The sequence below is a fragment of the Winogradskyella sp. PE311 genome (assembly GCF_046545555.1).
In the GTDB taxonomy this organism is placed as follows: Bacteria; Bacteroidota; Bacteroidia; order Flavobacteriales; family Flavobacteriaceae; genus Winogradskyella.
The window spans coordinates 1,993,833-2,016,803 of the sequence record NZ_JBHZTH010000001.1 but is presented as its reverse complement, the minus strand read 5'-3'; the positions used below and the strand labels follow the sequence as shown (position 1 = coordinate 2,016,803).

The following is a 22,971-nucleotide window of genomic DNA, read 5'->3' as shown; positions in this document are numbered from 1 at the left end:
CTTACTCTATTGAATTTAAAGCATAGATCGCAAAACTACCTAACCAATGACCTCCTTCATAACTGTCACCAACAATACTTGGCAATGAGTAATTAATGTGTTGATTCGCAATATTTTGAAGATGTTTATAATCAGGTAATTCTTTAGCAATATAATTTAAACTCCAAGCTCTAGAGAAATTAACACCATCCAAGTGCACTAATTTACCATCAGTTCTGTCAGAAACTTTTCCTGTTTCTATATTAAAATTTTTATTCTTGAGTTGAGGCAAAAAATCATTTATCCAAATTCCAAATTCCGCTATTGACAACACACGTTTCATCAAAGCTGCTTCTTCTAAACATGGTGATAAGAAATCGAAACCGCTTGGCTCCCAATTTAATGGACAACCTTTATCATTGCTGTAAAAGTCTTTTGCTCTAGTTTCAATTAAGGTTTTTAATTCTAAATGATCCACAGCAACAGCATAATCATAAGCAAAACTTAATCCAAATGCTGTGTTTGGATGTTCTCCTACTCTGATTGGGTAATTGAGTTTTGGTAAAAACTCTAAGTATTTATCAATTATCAAATTCGTCATGGGTTGCAGATTTGTTTCTAAAGTTCTCGCAGTTTCACTTTCCCAAGTATGCAATTCTTCTGCTAGCTTTAGTAACCAAGCCCAACCATAGGTTCTTTCAAAAGACTTGTTATGCTTGCCTTCAAAATACAAGAGTTCTTTCTCTATATTTTCTTTTGATATATTTTGAAGTAATTTTTTTTCAATCTCAGCCCTGTTATCTAAATCTGGAAAATTCTTTAATAAACTCACCAAACTCCAATGCCCATGAACCGCAGAATGCCAATCAAAACAACCATAAAATGCAGGATGTAATTCTTTTGGTGATTTTAAATCTTCAGCACCACCAATCGTTTGATTCAACTTATTAGGATACTCTGTATTCATGCAACTTAAAGGCAATTGCGCTAGTCTATTTGCTTGTAATAAATTTAACACAGGAATCTCAACAGTTTCAACTTGTGGATTTAGCGCGTCTGATTTGTCTTTTAACTCATTACAACTCAAAATTAAAAGACCAAAAAATAATAGGCAATAGTTTTTCATTAGGTGAATGTTTTCATGCTTCTCAAAAATACAATATTTACAATTGAGATATTTGAATTAAAAAATTCAAATTCGAAGCTATTGAGTTTCACCAATATTATTTATCTTACAAATCTTAAGTTAAGATGACTCATCAATCTATCACTATTGTGCACATGGAGGAACAAAAAAATCGAAAGAAAAAGTGGATTAATACTTTAAAGTTTTTTGCAGCCTATCTTGTAGCTGCATGGACTTTTTTGCAATTTGTTGATTGGGTTTTAAATCGCTATAATATTTCACCGCATTGGGTAGATATTTTACTTTGGTTTTTTATTGGTATAAGCCCATCTTTAATCATATTTATTTATAATCAAGAGCGTTTAAGCAAACGAATTGTGAAGCTCCGTGAGAAAATTTTTATTCCATTAAATGTTATAATTCTATTTATTGCACTTTATTTTGGTTTTGGAAATAGCGATCTTGGAGCTACAACAAAAAATATTGCTTTCGAAAATGAACAAGGTCAATTAGAAACCAAAACCATTACAAAAGAAGAGTTCAGGGTTGGCGTTCCTATTTATGGCTTTAAGCAGGTAAAAGAAGATAGTACAACCTCTTGGTTGCGCTATGGAATTGGTAGACTCTTGGAAGAAGATTTACTTCAGAATAAAAATATTACTCCAAACTTCGACTTTTTAACTAATACAACGACAAAAATCAGAGAGGCCTCTCTATTTAACACCTTTTACGTAGATGGCACTTATGATAAAGTAGGATCAGAATATACGATTACCACATACATCAGAAAAGCTTCTAATGGTAAAATCTTAAAAGAACAAACACTAACTGGTTCAAATATTCTGACGTTATTAGACGATATTAGTGTGTTTATCACTTCAAACTCGGGCTTTGTAGAAGGCAACTCCCTAACCTATTTAGATTTACCCATAAATGAATTTATAAGCAATTCTTTACCAGCTTTAGAAGCTTATGCTAATATGGATTACAGAAAAGCTTACGATATAGATAAAGGGTTTGCTTTAGCGTATTTACAAGAAGCTAAACGTAATACCTTATACAATAGAGGAAAACTGGAAACACAAGATATTATTGATAAGGCTGTCGCTCTTAAAAATAATCTTCCTCTGCAAAAACAACTCGAAGTTTATATACAGAGAAATTTAGCTTACGACAATTACGAAGAAGCAGAGAAACAAGTAAAACTACAATTAGAAGTAGATCCTACAAACTCGTTTTACAATATGATTTTATTCTCAATTTATGGTGAGACTAAAAACACAAAAGGTTACATGACTGCTGCTGAAGATTTATTTAACAAAAATCCTAATGGCGAAAATGGTCTCAATCTCTCTGAGGCTGCCATGCTCAATGGTAATGATGACAGAATTATTGATGCTCTAAAAGCCTATGAAATTATTAATCCTGAGATAAAAGTTTTGAAATTAGAACCTCTAATTTTTAAAGGTGAAATAGATAAAGCCAAAGCTATATTTAAAGAATATAAACTCGGGAACACAAAAAACACCAATCGTATTAAACCCTATGACTCGATATTTTCTCATTTAGAAAGTAATCCTTATAACTCTGAAGATTTAAAACAATTTTCTGGATTCTATCGTTCTGAAAATAACGAACAAACCTTAGAAATGTGGATTTACAATGGTAGACTCATTCAATATGTTAAAAACCAAAGTATGCGTACTTTTCTTCCAGCAGGTAAAGATGCTATTGGTGGTGGTTTTATTCAAAGTCAGACGTTCTACAACAAACTTATAAAAGACAAAATGGGTAAAACTGTTGGCTTTAGAAATCATCAGTTTAACTGGAACAATACTGGCGTAAGGTTTTATTGGAAATTAGACGCCTCAATATTAGCAGCAGATGAAGCTTATCAAAAAGAGGATCTAAAAGTTGCTGACTCATTGTATAAGATTGCGTTTAAAAATAATCCAAATCACAGCTATCTTTCTAATTTATCAAAGCATATTCAATACAAGCAAGATAACACCTCAGATGTCATATTGCTTCAAAATAAGAATTTCTCTGGCGACTATGGTCCAAGAAAGTTTTGGATAGAAGACGGAAAGTTCTATTACAAACGAAAAGGGGAAAATAGTGATTTAGTAAAAGTGGAATTACTACCTATTTCTGAAAATCTTTATATGGATTTAACCAGATTAGGAACTATGATGGAATTTACAATGGACTCTTCAGGGAAAATGGCATCTAAAGCCTATAGTTACATTACAAGTGGGGAATTACCTTTTAAATGGGAATTTGTAGATAATGAAACTGTGAAAAATTATTTTTTGAAAGATGATTAGCCTAACCAACCCTCACGATCTAAACTTCGATATTGAATCGCCTCACTAATATGTACACCTAAGACATCTTTTGAACCTTCTAAATCTGCAATAGTTCTAGATACTTTTAAAATTCTATCATAAGCTCTGGCCGATAAATTTAAGCGTTCCATAGCAGATTTTAACAGTAGCATAGAAGCTTCCTCTAATTTACAATATTTCCGTATTTGCTTGGTATTCATCTGTGCGTTGTAATGGATATTTTCTAAGTCCTTAAAGCGCTCGGTTTGGTTTTCTCTTGCTTTAGTAACACGCTTTCTAATATCTACTGAAGATTCTCCATTGCGTTCATCCGAAAGTTTTTCAAAAGGCACAGGTGTCACTTCTATATGGATATCTATACGATCTAATAAAGGCCCTGAAATTTTACCCATATAACGCTGCATTTCAGCTGGTGATGATGTTATTGGCGAATCTGGATCGTTAAAATATCCACTCGGACTCGGATTCATACTTGCCACCAACATAAATGACGATGGATACGTTACCGTAAATTTTGCTCTTGAGATTGTGACTTCTCTATCTTCAAGTGGCTGACGCATTACTTCTAAAACTTCGCGCTTAAATTCTGGTAATTCGTCTAAAAACAAAACTCCATTATGCGATAATGAAATTTCACCTGGTTGTGGGTAACTTCCTCCACCTACAAGAGCAACATTTGAAATAGTGTGATGTGGACTCCTAAACGGTCTCTGAGCCATCAATCCTGCGTGCGCTTTTACTCTGCCAACTACAGAATGTATTTTAGTAGTTTCCAAAGCTTCATGAAGTGTCATTGGCGGAAGTATAGAAGGCAGTCGTTTTGCCAGCATAGTTTTACCAGAACCTGGTGGACCTATAAGAATAATATTATGACCTCCTGCTGCTGCAATCTCCATACATCGCTTTATACTTTCTTGTCCTTTTACATCAGCAAAATCAAACTCAGGGAAGTCGAGATTTTTATAAAATTCTTCTCGCGTATTTATAATCGTTTGCTCTAGAGTCTCCCCTTTATCAAAATGATTGATAACTTGCATAATACTTTCCACACCAAAGACTTTTAAATCATCTACAATAGCAGCTTCTTTTGCATTCTGTATTGGTAAAATTATACCTTTAAAACCTTCTTCTCTTGCTTTTACCGCAATTGGTAACGCACCTTTAAAAGGCTGTAAGCTTCCATCTAAGGATAACTCACCCATAATAAGATAATCTTCTAAGTTTTCTGCTTTTATTTGGCTAGATGCTGCCAATATTCCGATAGCTAAAGTTAAATCGTATGCTGAGCCTTCTTTACGCAAATCAGCAGGTGCCATGTTTATAGTAATCTTTTTACCTGGAATACGGTAACCGTTATTCTGAAGTGCAGCCGCAATACGATAATTACTCTCTTTGATAGCATTATCTGGCAAACCCACTAAGTGATACCCAACACCTTTATCTACATTAACCTCAACAGTTATTGTTGAAGCTTCTACACCAAAAACGGCACTGGCGAAAACTTTTTTGAGCATGGAAAATTTGTTTGCTTAAATCTACAAATTAAAGTTCAGTTACAAAATCCAAAGCCCGTTCTTCATTGTAATACTTATTATTCTTACTAATAAAACCAACATGCGCTCCATAATTGGGCATTTCTAAATACAAATTAGGGTTTTGCTTTGCTTCTTTAACAGGATAACAACTTGAAGAAATAAACGAATCATTTAAGGCATTAATAATTAACGATGGTACTTTAATATTCGGTAAAAACTGTAAAGAACTGGCTTTTTCATAATAATCTAAAGCATCTTTAAATCCGTGGGCTTTAGAAGTATAGACATCATCAAAATCTTTTAAAGTTTTGATAGTGCTATAATTTGTTTGAGATATTTTGTTTGGAAATTGAATTAACTTTGGCTTCAACTTATCCTTTAAATGTTGTAAAAACCGAATCGCATAATGTCTATTCTTTAAACTCAATAACTCATCACAAGATCCTTTTAAATCGCAAGGTGCAGAAATAGCAATTATAGCTTTTAATTCTTTTGGCAATTCGTTGTCTTCACCAACGTACTTTAAAGCCATATTTGCACCAAGACTTATACCTTTAATATAAATTTCGTTGTAATAACCTTTAGAGACTATATGCTTTACAACAGCATCTAGATCTTCCGTGGCACCAGAATGGTAACTACGATATAACAGATTGGTTTCTCCACTACATCCTCTAAAGTTTACAGCACAAGCATCAATTCCGTTGTCATTAAATAATTTTGCAGTACCTGTAATGTATGGTCGCTGCGCATTACCTTCTAAACCGTGCAATAGAATAATGACTTTATTAGACTTTTCTTTAGCATTACTCCAATCTAAATCTAAAAAATCACTGTCTGGCAACGTTAAACGTTCTCTGGTTTGTACTACGCCAGGTACACGTCTAATTAAACCAGAATATACTGTTGAAACAAAACTAGTTTTAGCCCAAAATGGTGGTTTATAGGTAGATTCTAGAATAGGCACTATGTAATATTAATTATTTGTGACGGTTAACTGTCTGGTCGAGCGCAGTCGAGACCTAATACTTTCATTAGTTTTGATATCTCGACTACGCTCGATAGAACAGCTTATTATTTAATTACTGTAAATTCAATAGAAGAATCATTATAAACCTTATGTGTTTGCGTTTTAAAATCTGACTCCTTTGCTTCAAAAATATTATCTACATAGGTCTGAGGATTCGCATCTATATAAGGAAAAAACGTACTCTGTACCTGCACTTGGATTTTATGTCCTTTCTTAAAGGTGTGAAACACATCTTGTAATTTTAAGTTAACTGCAGTTTTTTCATTTGGCACAAAAGGCTCTGGTTGAGACATGCTATTTCTAAAACGTCCTCTTAAGGTTTCGCTTCTAACCATTAAATGATAGTTGCTTAGTTTTAAATGGTCTTGCACATCATCAGTTCCTTCGACTGGTTTTGTATCTGCAGGATAAACGTCAATAACTTTTACAATCCAATCTGCTGCTGTACCTGTAGTCGATACATTAAGTTTTGCTAAGATATCACCTGCGAGTGTTACATCGTTTTCTAAAATTTCAGTCTCAAAAGTTAAAACATCTGGTCGTCTCGATGCAAAACGTTGATCATCTGTCATAAATTTTCTTGGTGTAAACCCAACCTTAATATCTTCGGTATAAGGTACAGGCTTTTTAGGATCACTTACAAAATCTGAGGTCGCTATCATGCGATTGGCCTGTTGTGTTAAACGCTCATAAGGCTGCATAAAGTAACTTTCTTTAGTTGCATTTTCTGGCGGCCAAGATTCAAAAGATTGCCATTCTTTTGTACCTGTATTAAACATTTGTGCTTCTGCTAAACCTGTTTCGCCATTGGCTTCACCTTTCAAGAAATGATTAAAGAATTTTGTCTCTATATTTTTTTGAAAATTATCGGATAAATTATCTCCAAAATGGATATTCCCTACTACTTGTCTTTCTTTTGTTCTTGCCCAATCACCATGACTCCAAGGTCCAAATACAACCGTATTGTAATTCGTACTATTTTCTTCGATACTCTTATAAGTGTTAAAAGGACCGTATAAATCTTCAGCATCAAATAGACCGCCAACAATCATGGTTGCAGGTTTTATATCTTTTAAATGTTGAATAATCCCTCTGCTCTGCCAAAACTCGTCATAAGTGACGTGTTCTTTTATCTGCTCCATAAACACATTGTCTTCACCATAGAAAGTATTGAGCTTACTGAGTGGCATATGATCTAAAAAGAATTGATGTTGATCTTCTGTACCAATATCTGGGAACTCATACCAAGCTTTTTGTGTTGGCTTATCTTTCATATAACCAAATACAGAAGTTGCTCTCCAATAACTTAAGAGAAAAGCACCATTATGTATAAAATCATCAAAAAAGAAATCTCCAATACATGCCTGTGGTGACACTGCTTTAAGTGCTGGATGCGAATCTAAGAGCGAATATGTTGCGTAAAATCCTGGATATGAAATTCCGTAGGTTCCAACATTACCATTGTTATGTTCTACATTATTTACCAACCATTCTATGGTATCATACGTATCGCTGGCCTCGTCAAATTGTGTTCCCGTTTTATTCGGAATATATGCGCGCATATTATCGTAAACCCCTTCACTATTCCATCGTCCTCTTACATCCTGGTAGACCATAATATTACCTTCTTCCATCATATATTTATTCGGACCTACTTTCGTTGGGAAGGCATCCTCGCCATAGGGTCTGCAACTGTAAGGAGTTCGCTTTAAAAGCATTGGATACTTTTTAGATGTATCCTTTGGTGTATAAATAGTTGTATGCAATTTAATACCGTCGCGCATTTCTATCATCACCTCTTTTTTGGTGTAGTTATCTTTGGCATAGGTATTATTTACAGCTGCTGTTTCTTGTGTTTCAGTTGCTTGATGTACGTTTTCTTTACAGCTTAAAAATGAAAAAACAATGCATGCAATAAGGAAAAAATTCTTTGTCATAATGTGGTTGGATTTTGAAAAGCTTAAAGATAACCTATTCTTTAAATAAAAGTACGAATGAAATGTTAAGAGACTTCTAGCGAAGTAAATTTAAAATCTTTACCATTGAACAGGCCTTTGTCACTCAATTTTAGTGATGGTATAACAAGTAGTGCCATAAAAGACAAACTCATATAAGGCGCATGAAGTTTACTCCCTAAATGTTTCGCCATTTTATCTAAATCGGAATATTGTTTTCCTGTAATTTCAGCACTTTGATCACTCATTATACCTGCAACAGGAAGTGCAACAACTTTTTCCTCAGAATCACTGATAGCGCAAATCCCTCCTTCATTGTCAATTAGAAGATTTACAGCGCTGCCTATAGCTTCATCAGATACACCAATGGCAATAATATTATGAGAATCGTGACCAACGGAAGATGCTATTGCTCCTTCTTTAAGTCCAAAGTTTTTAATGAAACCTATAGTTGGTTTTTGATTTTCGTAGCGATTAACGACGACCATTTTTAAAACATCTGTTTTGGTATTTGAAACTAAATTTCCGTCTTTAATTGTAGTGTTTTCAATAATTTCATTAGTTACTAACTCACCATCTAAACATTCGATGACTCTAATTTTTGATGCTTGAGATTCATATCTAAAATCTGAAACTTGCTTTTTATCTGCGTTGAAATTATTTAGATTTTTAAATTCTACATGCTCGATTTTTGAAACACCTTTATCATAAACTAATTCTCCGTTAATATACGTTTGAAGCGTTTTAAAGTCTTTTAAATCTTCTACTATTATACAATCCGCAAAATCATCAACTTTTAATAAGCCAACGTCTAAATTATAATGCTTTACAGGATTAATGCATGCCGTTTGAAGCACTTTAAAAATATCTATACCTTTTGCTACTGCTCTGCTACATAATTGATTAATATGACCTAGCAATAAATCATCAGGATGTTTATCGTCACTACAAAACATCATATTGTTATAATGTTCATCTAATAAATTTATTAAAGCTTCAAAATTTTTAGCAGCACTTCCTTCTCTAATGATGACTTTCATGCCTTTTTTAAGCTTTTCTAGCCCTTCTTCATAGGTGAAACATTCGTGATCAGTGGAAATTCCGGCTGAAATATATTTGGTTAAATCGTCACCTCGTAAACCTGGTGCGTGTCCATCAATGGGTTTGTTATAGTGTTTCGCCCATTCAATCTTTTTTAAGACTTCTGCATCATCATAAATAACGCCAGGATAATTCATTAGTTCAGCTAAATATTTAATATCTGGATTTGCCATTAATGTTTCAATAGCATCAGAATCTAAAATAGCACCTGCAGATTCGTAACTAGTAGCAGGCACGCAACTTGGAGCCCCAAAATTGAATTTAAAGGGTGTTTGCTTCCCGTTTTCAATCATAAACTCAACTCCTTTAACACCTAATACATTAGCGATTTCGTGAGGGTCTGAAACTGTTGCAACTGTGCCATGCTTAACAGCTATTTTAGCAAATTCAGAAGGTACTAACATCGAACTTTCTATGTGTATATGTGCATCTATAAAACCAGGTAGTATGAAATGGTTTTCTGAGCAGTATTTTTCTTCTATAGATTTAATCTTACCGTTTTCTATGGTGATTTCTCCTTTGAAAATTTTACGGTTTAATATGTCTACTATGTTTCCTTTTAATACCATATGTTTGGTGTGGGACTTCTCGACTGTACTCGAAGTGACAGAACCCACTTTATTTAAGTTCTATTTTTAAAATACTGCTAGTTGCTTCTGTAACTTTATAGCGTTCGTCTGCTCTTTTTCCTATTACCCAGATGATATTACCTTCAGAGGTTAATACCCAAGTATTTTCTTTTTCAACTAAAGATAGTTTTTCGTCTTTAAGGTATTTACTGATTTTCTTTTTGCCTTTCATTCCTAATGGGTAGAAATAATCACCTTCTTTCCATTGTCTTAATTCTAAAGGATATTTAAGCTTTCCTTTATCTAAGTAAATTTTAGAGTCATTTTTATCTTTGATATGATCTACATTTTTAAAATGTAATCCTCCTGATGGAAAATAACTTATTACACTAGATTCTTTTATTTTTATAACTTTATGTCTTCCATCTGGAAACTCAGTCAAAATAAGAAATTCTCTATGTTTTATTAAACGATGTGTTTTAGACAAAACTTGTTTACCAGACTCGGCACCTAGTAAATCTAAAACGTCGTTCCATTCTGTAAAACCATAAGCCTTAAACATTTCAAATAAATAGGCTTTTGGGTTATTTACTTTTTTGAATTCTGAAATTTTATAAGTAATACCATTATCATCAATCTTAGTAATTGCTCTTTTGGCTACTGCATTTAAGCTTTCATCTACAATATCTGCTGTATCATTAAGGTTATCGATAGTATTTTGAAAACTCTCTAATAAGTTTGGATTGATTTCTTTTAAAATAGGAACAACGTCATGACGTAATTTATTTCTTAAATATTTACGTGATTCATTGGATCTATCTTCTCGCCAAAGAATATTATTATCTAAAGCATACTTAATTATTGTTTCCCTTGAATAATTTAGCAAAGGTCTAATAACATTATTATTAACAAGAGGAATTCCTGTTAAACCATTTAACCCTGTTCCTCTCGTTAAATTAATTAAAAAGGTTTCGAGATTATCATCAGCGTGATGGGCAGTAAGGATGTAATCAAAGTGTAATCGATCTGCTAGCTCAGCAAACCAGTGGTATCGCAACTCTCGAGCTGCCATTTGGATTGAAAGTTTGTTAACATCTGCATACCCTTGTGTATCAAAATTTTGAACAAAAACTTCTGCACCTAATTGATCTCCTAATTTTAGTATAAAATTTTCGTCTTTATTACTTTCTTCAGCCCTAAGATTAAAGTTACAATGCGCCAAGGCGAAGTTAAAATCTAATTTTTTACAGAGACAGGATAAAACTACACTATCTACTCCACCAGAAACGGCAATAAGTAACCTCTTTTCTTTTAGAAATGGTAATCGATTTTTAATATGAAGACTAAACGCTGTAAGCACAAACCAAAGTTATTGAAATTAAGGTTGATGATACAACGAAACCTATATTAAATATGATTTTTATTGAACTCTAAAAAAATAATGTCCTTCTGTACCTGTCCGCGTATAAATATCACCGCAAACGTTAAATTTAATTTTATTATCTAACGTATCATAGGCATCAAATATCGCTGCATTGTTGCCTTCTACAGCATTAAAATTATTATTAAATGTATTAACAATACAATAATCGCCTGGACTATTAATTGTTATTCCCAATCTATAATTATAGGTAAGGTTATCATCTGAGAGTACTGGTAAAGACGAAACTGACTCTAAACAATTACCTATTAAAAGGGGTTCGCCTAAACTATAGTCAACTGTAAAATCCTCAATGAACTCTGCATTTAAACCTGTAAGTCCATCATTCAGTTTTAGCAAAAAGAAGCCTCCTCTAAACTCTGTTGCATCAGTTATAAGTACTAATTCTTCCGTCTCATCGCACTCATCAAAAAGCATAGAAGTTACTTCTGCATTTAACCATATGATCTCATTCTCAGCATATATTTCTGACGTATTTTCTACATTCAATGTGTAAGGTTCTGGGTCGGAAAATCCACATACAACTGTATCTTCTTCACATAAAACAGCCATTAAACATGGCGAGAGGATTAAAAATCTAAAATACTTTTTCATTATTCTTTTTATTTTTTAGATATTAAATGTGCCAAAGGGTTGCGTAAGAAATTGATGAAAATTTTTGAAGCATCTGATAAGTTTAATTTTTTCGGAAAGATATAAGGCCAAAAAGTTGAACTTTATTTTGTCTGGAAATAGAGTTTTTAAATTTCACGAATCTGATGTATCTACTTTTCTAAAACCTCTCGCATAGCTTTGGCTTTAATTAAGCATTCTTCATATTCTCTTAATGGCTCACTTTTCGCGGTAATAGCACTACCTACCGAATATGAGACATATTGTTTTGATTGGTTGTAGAGTATACTTCTTATGATAACATTAAAATCGAAATCGCCATCTGGTTTAAAATAACCGACTGAACCAGAATATAATCCACGCTTCGTTTCTTCTAAATCTTCAATGATATTCATTGCTGAAATTTTTGGTGCACCTGTCATACTTCCCATAGGAAAGGTTGTTTTTAAAATCTCTACAGGTGACATCGTTTCTGAAACTCTAGATGTAACCGTCGATATCATTTGATGCACTTGCAAAAATGAATAGACCTTACACAATTCTTCTACTCTAACGCTGCCATTTTCTGCAGTTTGAGATAAATCATTTCTTACCAAATCAACGATCATAATATTTTCACTTCTTTCCTTTTCGTCTTTCACTAAATTATCAGCCAGCAATTTATCATCATCTATATTCTGTAAGCGTTTAGCGGTTCCTTTAATAGGTTGAGAAATAATCTTTTGTCCTTCCTTCTTAATGTAACGCTCTGGAGAAGCTGACAATAAATACCTGTCGCCTTGTTTTAGATATGTTGCAAACGGTGGTTTAGAAATTGTATTCAGCTTATTAAAGCTTTCAATTGGGTTAATAACACTACCCTCTGCATAAAATTCTTGACAAAAATTAGCCTCATAAATATCACCTCGTTGAATATGAGATAACATTTTGTTGACTTTTTTAAAATAATCATCCTTATGTATCCTAAGTTTTATTTTAATAGGCTTGCATGGTTTCTCAACTGGGTTAGTATTACTAAAAGAATTTATTGCCTTTAAGTCTTTATCTATTTCATCATCGACCATAGATAAATACTTGATTTCAACGGAATCATCTTTAATTAAAAACAACTTTTTCGGTTGAAAAAAATACAAATCAGGGAAGTTTAAATTATCTAAATTATCTGACTTTAAAGCTTCAGTAGTATTTTTTAAATCGTATGTTAAATAACCAAATATCCAATCTTTAGTTGAACGTTGATAGTCTTCTAAACGCTTAAAAGCCTCTACGTAATCTGTTTTAATTGATGTAAATGCATCTACGGCCAATATCGCATCATAACTGCTGTATTGAGTTCTGTGATTGTTAGAATCTAACCAAACAATATCATCAAACTGCTGAGACCATTGCAAAAGATTTTGCTTAAAGGTGTTTATAGATTTAGGCTTAAAAGGTTTGTTTGTTCTCAATTACAACTTTTATGATTGTAAAAATAATGAGAATACTTTTTATAATTGCAAATTTGTATATTTCTAAAAACAAAAGACGAGATGAATAGCTTACAAAACGATTTACTCAAAATTAATGTAAAGTCTAAAGGCGCTGAACTTAGCAGTATTACGTCTGTAAAAAATAATACCGAATTTATCTGGCAAGCTAACCCAGATGTTTGGGGAAGCCACGCACCAAACTTATTTCCTGTTATTGGAAGTATGAAAAATGATAGTTATTACTATAACAACCAACTTTATACAATGACCAAACATGGGTTTATTAGAAAGAGTGATGATTTTACAACTAAACAACTAAGCGAAAATGAAATAGTTTTTTCTCTAAAGTCTAATAGCCATTTTTATAAAATGTATCCTTTTAAATTTCAACTAGATATCACTTATAAGCTTATTAAAAATAAACTTGTCATTAACCATAAAATCACTAACCTAGATACAAAGACAATGCTCTTTTCGTTAGGTGGACATCCTGCTTTTAATTGTCCATTATATGAGAACGAAGCTTACACCGACTACGTTTTAGAATTTGAAAAACCTGAAACTAGTGAATCATATTTACTAAACATGAATTCTGGGTTAGTAACATATAAAACTAAATCCGTTTTTGATAATGGAAATTTAATTCAACTTCGCGGAGATTTATTTAATGAAGACGCTCTTATTTTTAAACAAATTAACTCCCGTAAAGTCACTTTAAAACACAAGAAAAAAGGGCCAATTTTGTCGGTAGCTTTTAAAGATTTTAAATTCTTAGGGATTTGGGCAAAACCCAATGCGCCTTATGTCTGTATAGAACCGTGGCTTGGAATTGCTGACTCTGAAACGACAAATCAAAAGATTGAAGAAAAGGAAGGCATAATTAGTCTTAAGGCTAACTCTACCTTTAACGCAGCATACACTATTGAAATAGAACATAGTCACTTAGCTTAAATAAATTAATAATAGTAGCTTTGCAGCTAAATATGATGCTTTGACTTTTCAAGATTTAAAATTAAACACGCCATTATATAATGCAATTGAAGATTTAGGTTTTGAAAATCCTACTCCAATTCAATCTGAATCATTTAGTATTGTTGCTTCGGGTAAAGATGTTGTTGGTATAGCACAGACAGGAACGGGTAAAACATTTGCCTATATGTTGCCTATTCTGCGCAACTTAAGTTATTCTAAACAAGATAACCCTAGAGTTTTAGTGTTAGTTCCTACGCGCGAGCTGGTTGTGCAAGTTGTAGATGAAATAGAAAAGCTCTCAAAATATATTAATAATCGTGTATTAGGTGTCTATGGAGGCACTAACATAAATACCCAAAAACAAGCAGTTGCTCAAGGACAAGATATCATTGTAGCAACTCCAGGTAGATTATATGATTTAGCAGTTAGTCGGGTTTTACAATTAAAATCCATTCAAAAACTTGTTATAGATGAAGTCGATGTAATGCTAGATCTCGGTTTTAGACATCAACTTCTTAATATTTTTGACATTTTACCTGAACGTAGACAAAACATTATGTTTTCGGCTACGATGACTAAAGATGTTGATGATTTAATTACAGATTTCTTTATTAATCCTAAAAAGGTACAAATTGCAATTTCTGGTACGCCATTAGATAATATCGAACAAACGCGATATAATGTGCCTAATTTTTATACCAAGGTAAATCTACTAGAAAGTATACTTAAAAATAAAGAGGACTTTTCTAAAGTTTTAATTTTTGTTGCTTATAAACGTATGGCAGACCGTCTTTTTGATAAGCTCGAAGATTTATTTCCAAGCCAAAGTTGTGTTATCCATTCTAATAAAACACAAAATTACAGGTTACGAAGTATAGAACAATTTAGAGCTGGCGAACATCGTTTATTAGTAGCTACGGACGTTATGGCTAGAGGTTTAGATATTGAAGGTATAACGCACGTAATCAATTTTGACACACCAGATTATCCCGAAAATTATATGCACAGAATTGGTAGAACAGGTCGTGCTGAAAAGGAAGGACAGTCACTTTTATTTTCCACCGAAAAGGAACAAGGTGCTAGACGACGAATTGAAGAATTAATGGATATGTCTATTAAAACTCTAGATATCCCAGAATTTGTAGAAATCTCTAAAGAACTTATAGAAGAAGAACGTAATGTTATTAAAGAACGTTATAATCCTATAAAGAGGAGAGACGAAGATGCTCCAGGCCCTGCTTTTCATGAAAAGAAAGAAAAGAACCAAAAAGAAAACTTAGGTGGATCTTACAGACGAGAAATCGCTAAAAAATATAAAAAGCCAAAGACTAGAGGCGATAAAAACTATAACCGAAGAAATAAAAAGAAATAGCGCTATTCTACTAAAAACTTAATACCATCGAAAGTGGCATAATATTTTAGTTTTTGAGTTTTCACATCAAAAAGTGCAATTAAATCATATCCTAAGTTTCTGGAAGTTTTTCTAACCACAACAGGAAAATCATCAAAAATTGGCTTAATAATTTCGTTTGTATACGGAAAAAATAAGCCGTATTTATTATCTTTTTCTATAACAAACGCCAAAAAATAATTTACTTTATAAATATTATCATAAATGGTTGGCAAAATATATTCACCTTTTTTAGTGTCTATTAACCCTACTTTACCATTTTTATAACCAAGGTCATAGTTGTTTTTATTATACCAATTTGCTTCAAAATATAAGTAATCTGTTTCTATAAAATTTTTATGATTCTTAACAATACCGGCTTCCTTAAGACTTTTTGAAATTGAGTCATATTTTGGTATGGACCTTGATTTAATAGGTTTTTCTAATTCATTGGGTACTTCAATATTTTCGTCATCTAAATAATAGTTTCTTTTTTTAGGCTTTTTGTCTATTGTGCTTTTCTGATCTGATATAATTTTAAATTGACGATCTAGAAGTTTTACTTCCATACTGCCAAAGACATCTTCTTTAGTATAAGTAAGCCTCATAGACTCAAGAGCCCAAGACAATTGGTCATCGCTTACAAAATCAATCTCATCAGTTTTATCTAAAAGGGTTCTCACTAATTTTTTCTTTTTAGTATCATAGATTTTAATACTATACTTATCATCTAAATCTCTAAAAAATAAAATAAGTTCAGAAGTTGGCTTTATCTTACTGGCTTCTTCAAATACAGATATAAATGCATAATATTCTTCAGTTAGCAAAACTCCATCTTTTGTGTAGAGATGCATTTTTTCGTTATAAAATGAATTATGATACTTTACGGTCTTTTTTGTCGTTGTATCTGCGGCTATGATTACATCATCGTAAATTCCATAATCAAAATAAGGTTTATCTTTTAGTATAACTTTATCGAGATGGAATAAGGAAGATTTAAATGTATTACCGTCATCTTTTTTAAATGCTACAAAGTAATTTGGACTATTTCCAAAATTTATTTTATCATAAACCGGTTTCACCTTAACCTCTTTATTTAGAGTCGATAAGCCGAATCTTTCATTCTGTCTAATAGGAACCAATTTCTCTTGAGACGCGAGTGAATTTATATTAAGAAGGCCAACTAAAAGAGCTAGTGTTAGGAATTTCATCATTATCATTTAAGCTATAAAAATAAAAGTTTTTAAATAAAAAAACCTCTTCAATAGAAGAGGCTTTCTTTATAGGTCAAGTACAGCAGGATCGCATTTTATAACAAGATAAAATCTATAACCCTAACCTTATAGTTAATCCTGCATTTGTACTTGATTTTCTACTAAATCGTTTATTGGAACGATTAATTTACCTTTTGAATTTTTTAATACTATTGAAATATTCTCAACAGCTTCTACCGAATAAGTTTCACCTTGAAACACAATACTTTGACCAATCTCATAAGTTTTTCTTGCATAAAATGTCTTTAGTAATTTACCTACAACCTCTTTAGCTCCAAACCCAAATGCAATTGCGAATGCCAATAAAAAAGCCGCAATTATCATATTTATATTATTGGTAATTATCTCCGTATCAATACCAGCTTGGTTTAATGATGTTATTGAAATAAATGTTAGCATTAAGAAAAAGACAACTTGGCTAATCATTTTACCACCAGACAAATCCATTGATTCAAAAAGTGATTTTAATCCATTCTTTACAAAATTTGCGAATAACAGACCAACTATAAAAACAACTAGTGCAGCAAATAATTTTGGTAAGTAAGAAATTAAGTCACTTATTTGCTTGGTGATGATATCTAATCCCATGATATCAGATGCTGTAACTAATAGTATAATGTACATTAAATACTTTACAACTTTAGAAACAACTTTTATCGTATCGAAGTTTAGCTTTTTACCTTCTATAATTTCAATTTCGTTAATCTTCTCATCTAGCTTATTCGCTTTAGCTAATTTTAATACTTTCTTGATAAGTTTTACAATTATCTTTGTAATTATCCATCCTATAATTAACACTATAAGTGCACCAATTATATTTGGGAATATATTAGTGATTTCTAACCAAATATTAGTTAAAGATTTCATTGCCACATCTGAGAATTCACTCACTTTTTCCATACTTATTTTTTTTAATGTTAGGGATATTAAGTATTATTTTTTTCTTTTACTACTCACACTATCAATAATGTGACTTAAGTTATACGAAAATAACTCAGCCAAATCCATCAATAATTTAGCCATAGCAATATCATGCATGACTTTACCTTTAAGCTCTTTTGGAACTTCTTTTAAAGGTTGATTTATGTGCTTAAATGGATTCTCCATCTTTCGTATAATTATTGTACTTAAGTACAAGTTTTTCTTTTGCTCTTTTTAAACGCATTTTTACTGCGCTTTCTCCAATATCTAAAGCCTCTGACAACTCTTTTATGGACAAGTTATCTTGATACTTTAATAATAATATCATTTTTTCTTCTGGCGAAATCAACTCCATTACCTTCTTTAACTGCTCTACTCTCATATTCTGAAACTCGCGAGTAGAATCCACGTCTTCACCTATGTTCTGAATATCAACATGTTCTGAACTTACAGACTTTTTTTCAATCTTCTTAGCTGTGTTTCGAGTCACATAATTTACACAATGATTATACGTAAATGAATATAACCATGTAGAAAATTTAGACTTTCCTTTAAAGCTACCTAATTTAACAAAGACTCTTAAAAAGACATCTTGAGTTAAATCCTTAGCCTCATCCACACCGTTTGCAAAACCATAACATTTATTGTAAACCATAGATGCATATCTATCATATAAAACCTCAAACATCATTGTGTCGTTGGTTTTAACGATAGCTTCTACAAGCATTTCATCGGAAAGGGTATGAACAGCTTTTGTTGTCAATTTTAGTCTTAGTTCGTTTTAGTACGGTTAGTTATTGTTTAAGACACTAAAAAAATAGTTAAGTCACAAATAAAAAATAAAATTATCAGAAAAATTTTTAGCTTTCTAATAAATGAATGAGAATCCTAATAATTTATATTTCTAAGCGTGAAATAAATATCATTTTACTTATAGTGTAAACTTAATGACATAAATTTTAATCTGCCTTAAAAACACATACTTAAAAAATAAATTCGATTTCAACATTTATAAAAAATTCAACCTTTTATTCCATTTCACTTAAATGATGTTGCAATGCTTTTGCCGAAATTTGGATTTCCCAAATTAAAAACAACAACGAAATTATAAGTAAGACTAGACCTAAACCAAATGCCCAAGCTGCAATGATTTGATAACCAATATAAATTAAAAACATAGTAAGAACGCAAAATAACAAACTTGTAATACCAGATATTTGCATATAACGTGTTAATCTCACACGAAGTTTTAAATTGTTTATTTGCCTAATTATTGAAGCATTTTTTTCTTTAACATATTGATCTCTTAAACTTCTTATTATAGCTGCGTAAGCCAAAAACCGATTTGTATACGCTAGCATAATTAAGGATATTGCCGAAAATAAAAGCGCTGGTGTGGTCAGTGTAAGTTCTTCCAATTGATTTATTTTAGGACTAAAGATAAAAAAAGCGAACCAAATTGGTTCGCTTTTAATTATTGGTTTTTATATCTTAGTTAACCACCATAAGTAAATGTACCATTATACATTACTTCTACAGCTTTACCGTTTTGGTAAGCTGGCTTCATAATAGGAATTAATTTTAATACACGAGCAAGTTCTGCTAAAACAACAACATTAGACTCTCGTATTTTTCGATTTGTAACCTTACCTGTTTTATCAATTAGCAAAAAATATTCAACAGTAGTTTCTTTTTCTATTTTCGTTTTATTAAAAAGAGTTTTATCAAATTCTGCTTCAATTAAACTAGCCAATCTATTCTTAAAACAATCTTTGGAAATTTCATTTTCACAGCCTACGTAAACTGGCTTAACCTCTACATCAGCATAGGAAATAGCTTCTTTTACATTTACATAGCTTGAGGCATCGTTTTCGTCTTGGATTAGGTTTGCTAAGCTAATTATAGCTTGTTTTTCTTCTTCACTGATATTGCCTTGTACGGCGATTTGCTCCATAACATCATTGACTCTGTTTATAAGCTCGCTCTCTGATTCGTTTGATGACTCGTTTGTATCACAAGAAAAAACAAATAATAGATGTAGTATTAAAATTAAACGCACCGAAGTTTTCATAATTTTATGTTCTAATTTTTAAGTTCTTTAAATTATTCTATCGCCTTTTAATTACCATCTATTGCAAGAATTTTTACGCAATAAGCATTGTCTAGGGCTTACTCTTCTCTAATTTTAAAGTGATTAGGCCTCAATATTAGGCTTTAATGACCATTTGTAAGCTAAGATACCTATTCTAGCCACTACAAATGCAAATAAGCCAAAAGTTATAGTTAATAAAGACACTTTAATACCTGCAGCAAACAAATCTGGTCTAGTTTCTCCAATAGCTTCTAGCATATCAAATAATGAAATAATGCCCATAACTGAAGATAAACATCCTATGACCAAAGCTACTAAACTAGACTCGGCAGCCAGGCCAATCATTTTATTAGATGCTGTTTGATTTGTTTTCTTTTTTACAAATGCCAAGACTATAAATACTAAGGACAATAAAAAAGCTATTAGAATAAAATACATTCCTACTCCACCTTCGTTAAGTCTTTGTGCAAAAGGATTCATTGATAAGGTTAATGTTTTCATAATTTATATTTTTTTAGTTAAACTTAGAGCAAACATAGGACAAGATTTGCTCAATAAATTTAAAATGCGACCAATGACAAATTTCTATAGCGATTTAACAACACTGTTAAAACAATTACTAAATTGGTCATTCGTCTACAAAATGACAACACCACCTTAAAATAAACTATTATTGTTCAATTATTTAATAATTTTGAATTCAAAAAAACAATATATAACACAAACTTTATTACATCTTCTATTTTGGTGTGCCGTTCTGTTCTTTTTCACCCTTATTTTTAGTGCAGACAATACTATTGATAGCAATAGTTTCTATTTCTCCTTGTTTTTAATGCCAATTACAATTGGTACAACTTACATATCCATTTACAAACTCATTCCTAATTATCTAATTACAAAGCGCTATTTCTTATTTGGTCTTTATAGTCTATACACTGTAATAATGTCTGTTTTTAGTATTATGTTTTCGCTGTTTTTCGGCATCGCATTTTTAACCAACTTTATGTTCACAAAGGTTGAATCCTTAACTCGTAACACCTTATTTATAATTGCTTGTATTTATCTAGTGGTCATTGTTGTGAGTGCCTTTAAACTATTAACTTTGAATTTAAATCAATCTAAACAAAATGCAGAACTAGAAGGCAAAATCTTTGAAGCGCAACTCAAATTAAAGGAGCAAGAGTTAAAGTATTTGAAGATGCAAATTCATCCACATTTTTTGTTCAACACCTTAAACACTATTTATGGTTTTTCATTAAAGAAATCTGATCAAACACCAGATATGATTCTTAAATTATCAAATTTATTAGATTATTTACTTTATCAAGTCGATAAACCTTTAGTTCCAATATCTGATGAAATCAATCATATTAAAGACTACATAAGTCTAGAAAAAACAAGATTTAATGAAACTTTAGATATTAATTTTGAGATTAAAAATTCTACAGAAACACCTTCGGTAGCACCAATGTTATTTTTACCGTTTGTAGAAAATAGTTTTAAGCATGGTAAAATTATAAACGGAAAATTATCTATTAGAATTGCTTTTGTTTACAATTCGGAAAAAATCAAATTTTCAATTAGTAATTCTCATGAAAAACAACTTTCAAAACCACATGGTATTGGATTAAAAAATATAGAGAAACGCTTAAAATTACTGTATAAAGGACAATATGATTTAATAATTTCAGAATCAGAAAGCAACTATAGTGTACAACTAAAACTTAATTTACAGCATGTCTAAAACTGTTTCTTGTATTATTGTTGATGATGAAAATATGGCAAGAGACATTATTGCTTTGCACTTATCAAAAATTGAACGTATAAATGTGATTGCCTTTTGCAAAAATGCAGCGGAAGCCTTCAATGCTATAAGTCAAAACAAAATAGATTTGGTATTCTTGGATATAAACATGCCTGAAATCTCTGGTATTGCCTTTGCGAAATCCATAAACAAAGACGTCAAAATTATTTTCACAACAGCTTATAGAGATTATGCTGTTGAAGGTTTTGATTTACAAGCTGTTGATTATGTTATGAAACCCATTTCTTTTGAGCGCTTGGCACAAGCTGTAAATCGATATTTTGAAGTTAAATTGTCTTCTAATGAGAAAACCACAGAAACATCATTAGTTAATGATTTTATTTTTGTGCGTTCTGAGCGCAGAATGGTAAAAGTAGATTTTGATTCTATTATTTATGTAGAAAGTTATAGCGACTATATTAAAATTCATCTCAAAGATAAGACCATAGTAACCAGGGAAACTATAAGTGCAATAGAAGCGAAATTGCCGCAAAAAAACTTTATAAGAATTCATAGGTCTTATATCATCCGTTTATCGAATATTCAATCATTTACTAATGAAGACATTACAGTTAATCGAATAGCGCTACCAATTAGTCGAAGTTATAAGAAAGAAGTTTTGAAACGTCTAGAAAAATTTTAACTTTATGTAAATAAAAGTCCAAATCTAACGTTATAATAGTCCTTTCTATTACCTAAAATCGCTTAATGACAGATTATCTGCGCAATACAATACCTAACTTAAAACCCTTTGATTTTGATAAGCATCACGATACTCATCTGATAAATCAGCAATGGGTATTAGTTAATGGTATTTCTCAAAAGAAGTCGATTTATACCTTTAGAGATGATAATGTTTTAGAAATTGAAAGAAAAAACACAGTAATAAATACCACATGGAGTATTAGTGTTCAAAATGTTTTTTCTATAGAAACCGAAGATGGGTTAATTACAGTAAAAGCTTATTTTAAAGATGACGATATACTAGTACTTAACCACCAAAACAAACAAGAATTTGCACTTTATATTAATACTACGAATTATGAAGATGACTTAAACTCTGTTGAAGATATTCAGTCCTTTTTAAAAGAAAAATATAAAAAGAAAGTTAGCAATATAATCTACGAACATAAGTTTTATTATATCTCAGAATCAGAAGAATTTGGCCCATCTACGGTTGAAGAATTGTCCAAAAAAGTAAATAATGAAGAAATAAGCGCGTATTGCTTTGTTAGAGATATTAATGAGGACAATTACTCTAAGCGGATGAGAATTATTGATTTAACTAGAGAGCTTTAGTTCCTTCAATAAAACAATATAGAATAAAAAAAGCGAACTAGTAGTTCGCTTTTT

At 31.5% G+C, this 22,971-nt stretch carries 21 protein-coding genes; 6 read left to right on the top strand and 15 right to left on the bottom strand.

The window, feature by feature from the left end:
- Nucleotide 1: 1 nt before the first annotated feature.
- Nucleotides 2-1,105, bottom strand: coding sequence for a DUF2891 domain-containing protein (locus ACFWU4_RS08755; RefSeq protein ID WP_411126882.1), 1,104 nt, complete (start codon nucleotides 1,103-1,105; stop codon nucleotides 2-4).
- 125 nt (nucleotides 1,106-1,230) lie between these two features.
- Between ACFWU4_RS08755 and ACFWU4_RS08750 the strand changes: the two genes are divergently transcribed.
- Nucleotides 1,231-3,432: a tetratricopeptide repeat protein gene (locus tag ACFWU4_RS08750; RefSeq protein ID WP_411126880.1), complete on the top strand. Its 2,202-nt coding sequence runs from the start codon at nucleotides 1,231-1,233 to the stop codon at nucleotides 3,430-3,432.
- Here the strand turns inward: ACFWU4_RS08750 and ACFWU4_RS08745 are convergent.
- The 7 genes from ACFWU4_RS08745 to ACFWU4_RS08715 all read right to left on the bottom strand — a co-directional run bounded on the left by ACFWU4_RS08745 (nucleotide 3,429) and on the right by ACFWU4_RS08715 (nucleotide 13,144).
- Nucleotides 3,429-4,967 (bottom strand): YifB family Mg chelatase-like AAA ATPase, encoded by a 1,539-nt coding sequence (locus ACFWU4_RS08745; protein ID WP_411126878.1) that lies wholly within the window; start codon nucleotides 4,965-4,967, stop codon nucleotides 3,429-3,431. The genes ACFWU4_RS08750 and ACFWU4_RS08745 overlap by 4 nt on opposite strands.
- 28 nt (nucleotides 4,968-4,995) lie before the next feature.
- On the bottom strand, nucleotides 4,996-5,955 hold the full coding sequence (locus tag ACFWU4_RS08740; protein ID WP_411126876.1) for a YheT family hydrolase: 960 nt from the start codon (nucleotides 5,953-5,955) through the stop codon (nucleotides 4,996-4,998).
- Between the two features lie 107 nt (nucleotides 5,956-6,062).
- Complete coding sequence (locus ACFWU4_RS08735) at nucleotides 6,063-7,955, bottom strand: CocE/NonD family hydrolase (protein ID WP_411126874.1); 1,893 nt, start codon at nucleotides 7,953-7,955, stop codon at nucleotides 6,063-6,065.
- Nucleotides 7,956-8,020: 65 nt separating this feature from the next.
- On the bottom strand, nucleotides 8,021-9,643 hold the full coding sequence (gene ade, locus ACFWU4_RS08730; RefSeq protein ID WP_411126872.1) for an adenine deaminase: 1,623 nt from the start codon (nucleotides 9,641-9,643) through the stop codon (nucleotides 8,021-8,023).
- 49 nt (nucleotides 9,644-9,692) lie between these two features.
- Nucleotides 9,693-11,003 (bottom strand): tRNA lysidine(34) synthetase TilS, encoded by a 1,311-nt coding sequence (gene tilS, locus ACFWU4_RS08725; RefSeq protein ID WP_411126870.1) that lies wholly within the window; start codon nucleotides 11,001-11,003, stop codon nucleotides 9,693-9,695.
- 60 nt (nucleotides 11,004-11,063) lie between these two features.
- Nucleotides 11,064-11,678: a hypothetical protein gene (locus ACFWU4_RS08720; RefSeq protein ID WP_411126869.1), complete on the bottom strand. Its 615-nt coding sequence runs from the start codon at nucleotides 11,676-11,678 to the stop codon at nucleotides 11,064-11,066.
- 170 nt (nucleotides 11,679-11,848) lie between these two features.
- Nucleotides 11,849-13,144, bottom strand: a complete 1,296-nt coding sequence (locus tag ACFWU4_RS08715; protein WP_411126867.1) for an anthranilate synthase component I family protein — start codon at nucleotides 13,142-13,144, stop codon at nucleotides 11,849-11,851.
- A gap of 81 nt (nucleotides 13,145-13,225) precedes the next feature.
- On the opposite strand from ACFWU4_RS08715, the gene ACFWU4_RS08710 reads away from it, so the two are divergent.
- Together ACFWU4_RS08710 and ACFWU4_RS08705 are read left to right on the top strand one after the other, a co-directional pair.
- Complete coding sequence (locus ACFWU4_RS08710; RefSeq protein WP_411126866.1) at nucleotides 13,226-14,116, top strand: aldose 1-epimerase family protein; 891 nt, start codon at nucleotides 13,226-13,228, stop codon at nucleotides 14,114-14,116.
- A 40-nt stretch (nucleotides 14,117-14,156) separates the two neighbouring features.
- Nucleotides 14,157-15,509 (top strand): DEAD/DEAH box helicase, encoded by a 1,353-nt coding sequence (locus ACFWU4_RS08705; protein ID WP_411126864.1) that lies wholly within the window; start codon nucleotides 14,157-14,159, stop codon nucleotides 15,507-15,509.
- A 2-nt stretch (nucleotides 15,510-15,511) separates the two neighbouring features.
- On the opposite strand, the gene ACFWU4_RS08700 is transcribed toward ACFWU4_RS08705, so the two are convergent.
- From ACFWU4_RS08700 to ACFWU4_RS08670, 7 genes are all read right to left on the bottom strand, one after another.
- Entirely contained in the window at nucleotides 15,512-16,738 is a 1,227-nt protein-coding gene (locus tag ACFWU4_RS08700) for a hypothetical protein (RefSeq protein ID WP_411126862.1), read from the bottom strand.
- A gap of 135 nt (nucleotides 16,739-16,873) precedes the next feature.
- A complete protein-coding gene (locus ACFWU4_RS08695; protein ID WP_411126860.1) occupies nucleotides 16,874-17,701 on the bottom strand; it encodes a mechanosensitive ion channel family protein in 828 nt (275 codons plus the stop codon).
- Between the two features lie 33 nt (nucleotides 17,702-17,734).
- Nucleotides 17,735-17,908 (bottom strand): hypothetical protein, encoded by a 174-nt coding sequence (locus tag ACFWU4_RS08690; protein WP_411126858.1) that lies wholly within the window; start codon nucleotides 17,906-17,908, stop codon nucleotides 17,735-17,737.
- The gene (locus ACFWU4_RS08685; protein WP_411126856.1) at nucleotides 17,892-18,485 is read right to left on the bottom strand and encodes an RNA polymerase sigma factor; all 594 of its coding nucleotides are present in this window, start codon (nucleotides 18,483-18,485) and stop codon (nucleotides 17,892-17,894) included. The genes ACFWU4_RS08690 and ACFWU4_RS08685 overlap by 17 nt, the downstream gene beginning before the upstream one ends.
- A 265-nt stretch (nucleotides 18,486-18,750) precedes the next feature.
- Nucleotides 18,751-19,140, bottom strand: coding sequence for a DUF2721 domain-containing protein (locus ACFWU4_RS08680; RefSeq protein WP_411126854.1), 390 nt, complete (start codon nucleotides 19,138-19,140; stop codon nucleotides 18,751-18,753).
- A 77-nt stretch (nucleotides 19,141-19,217) separates the two neighbouring features.
- Nucleotides 19,218-19,793, bottom strand: a complete 576-nt coding sequence (locus tag ACFWU4_RS08675; protein WP_411126852.1) for a hypothetical protein — start codon at nucleotides 19,791-19,793, stop codon at nucleotides 19,218-19,220.
- A gap of 123 nt (nucleotides 19,794-19,916) precedes the next feature.
- Nucleotides 19,917-20,315, bottom strand: a complete 399-nt coding sequence (locus ACFWU4_RS08670; protein WP_411126850.1) for a MotA/TolQ/ExbB proton channel family protein — start codon at nucleotides 20,313-20,315, stop codon at nucleotides 19,917-19,919.
- 193 nt (nucleotides 20,316-20,508) lie between these two features.
- Here ACFWU4_RS08670 and ACFWU4_RS08665 point away from each other — a divergent pair, with 193 nt between their 5' ends.
- The 3 genes from ACFWU4_RS08665 to ACFWU4_RS08655 all read left to right on the top strand — a co-directional run bounded on the left by ACFWU4_RS08665 (nucleotide 20,509) and on the right by ACFWU4_RS08655 (nucleotide 22,917).
- Nucleotides 20,509-21,558 carry a sensor histidine kinase gene (locus tag ACFWU4_RS08665; RefSeq protein ID WP_411126848.1) on the top strand — a complete coding sequence of 350 codons (1,050 nt, stop codon included), beginning with the start codon at nucleotides 20,509-20,511 and terminating at the stop codon, nucleotides 21,556-21,558.
- Nucleotides 21,551-22,261, top strand: coding sequence for a LytR/AlgR family response regulator transcription factor (locus ACFWU4_RS08660; RefSeq protein WP_411126846.1), 711 nt, complete (start codon nucleotides 21,551-21,553; stop codon nucleotides 22,259-22,261). The genes ACFWU4_RS08665 and ACFWU4_RS08660 overlap by 8 nt, the downstream gene beginning before the upstream one ends.
- Before the next feature lie 65 nt (nucleotides 22,262-22,326).
- Complete coding sequence (locus tag ACFWU4_RS08655; RefSeq protein WP_411126844.1) at nucleotides 22,327-22,917, top strand: hypothetical protein; 591 nt, start codon at nucleotides 22,327-22,329, stop codon at nucleotides 22,915-22,917.
- The last annotated feature ends 54 nt before the right edge of the window (nucleotides 22,918-22,971 follow it).

Coding starts and splice junctions, on each gene's coding strand:
- ACFWU4_RS08755 (WP_411126882.1), bottom strand. CDS start 1,105: ATGAAAAACTATTGCCTATTATTTTTTGGTCTTTTAATTTTGAGTTGT.
- ACFWU4_RS08745 (WP_411126878.1), bottom strand. CDS start 4,967: ATGCTCAAAAAAGTTTTCGCCAGTGCCGTTTTTGGTGTAGAAGCTTCA.
- ACFWU4_RS08710 (WP_411126866.1), top strand. CDS start 13,226: ATGAATAGCTTACAAAACGATTTACTCAAAATTAATGTAAAGTCTAAA.
- ACFWU4_RS08655 (WP_411126844.1), top strand. CDS start 22,327: ATGACAGATTATCTGCGCAATACAATACCTAACTTAAAACCCTTTGAT.
- ACFWU4_RS08660 (WP_411126846.1), top strand. CDS start 21,551: ATGTCTAAAACTGTTTCTTGTATTATTGTTGATGATGAAAATATGGCA.
- ACFWU4_RS08720 (WP_411126869.1), bottom strand. CDS start 11,678: ATGAAAAAGTATTTTAGATTTTTAATCCTCTCGCCATGTTTAATGGCT.
- ACFWU4_RS08750 (WP_411126880.1), top strand. CDS start 1,231: ATGACTCATCAATCTATCACTATTGTGCACATGGAGGAACAAAAAAAT.
- ade (WP_411126872.1), bottom strand. CDS start 9,643: ATGGTATTAAAAGGAAACATAGTAGACATATTAAACCGTAAAATTTTC.
- ACFWU4_RS08670 (WP_411126850.1), bottom strand. CDS start 20,315: ATGAAAACATTAACCTTATCAATGAATCCTTTTGCACAAAGACTTAAC.
- ACFWU4_RS08675 (WP_411126852.1), bottom strand. CDS start 19,793: ATGAAAACTTCGGTGCGTTTAATTTTAATACTACATCTATTATTTGTT.
- ACFWU4_RS08695 (WP_411126860.1), bottom strand. CDS start 17,701: ATGGAAAAAGTGAGTGAATTCTCAGATGTGGCAATGAAATCTTTAACT.
- ACFWU4_RS08735 (WP_411126874.1), bottom strand. CDS start 7,955: ATGACAAAGAATTTTTTCCTTATTGCATGCATTGTTTTTTCATTTTTA.
- ACFWU4_RS08690 (WP_411126858.1), bottom strand. CDS start 17,908: ATGGAGAATCCATTTAAGCACATAAATCAACCTTTAAAAGAAGTTCCA.
- ACFWU4_RS08700 (WP_411126862.1), bottom strand. CDS start 16,738: ATGAAATTCCTAACACTAGCTCTTTTAGTTGGCCTTCTTAATATAAAT.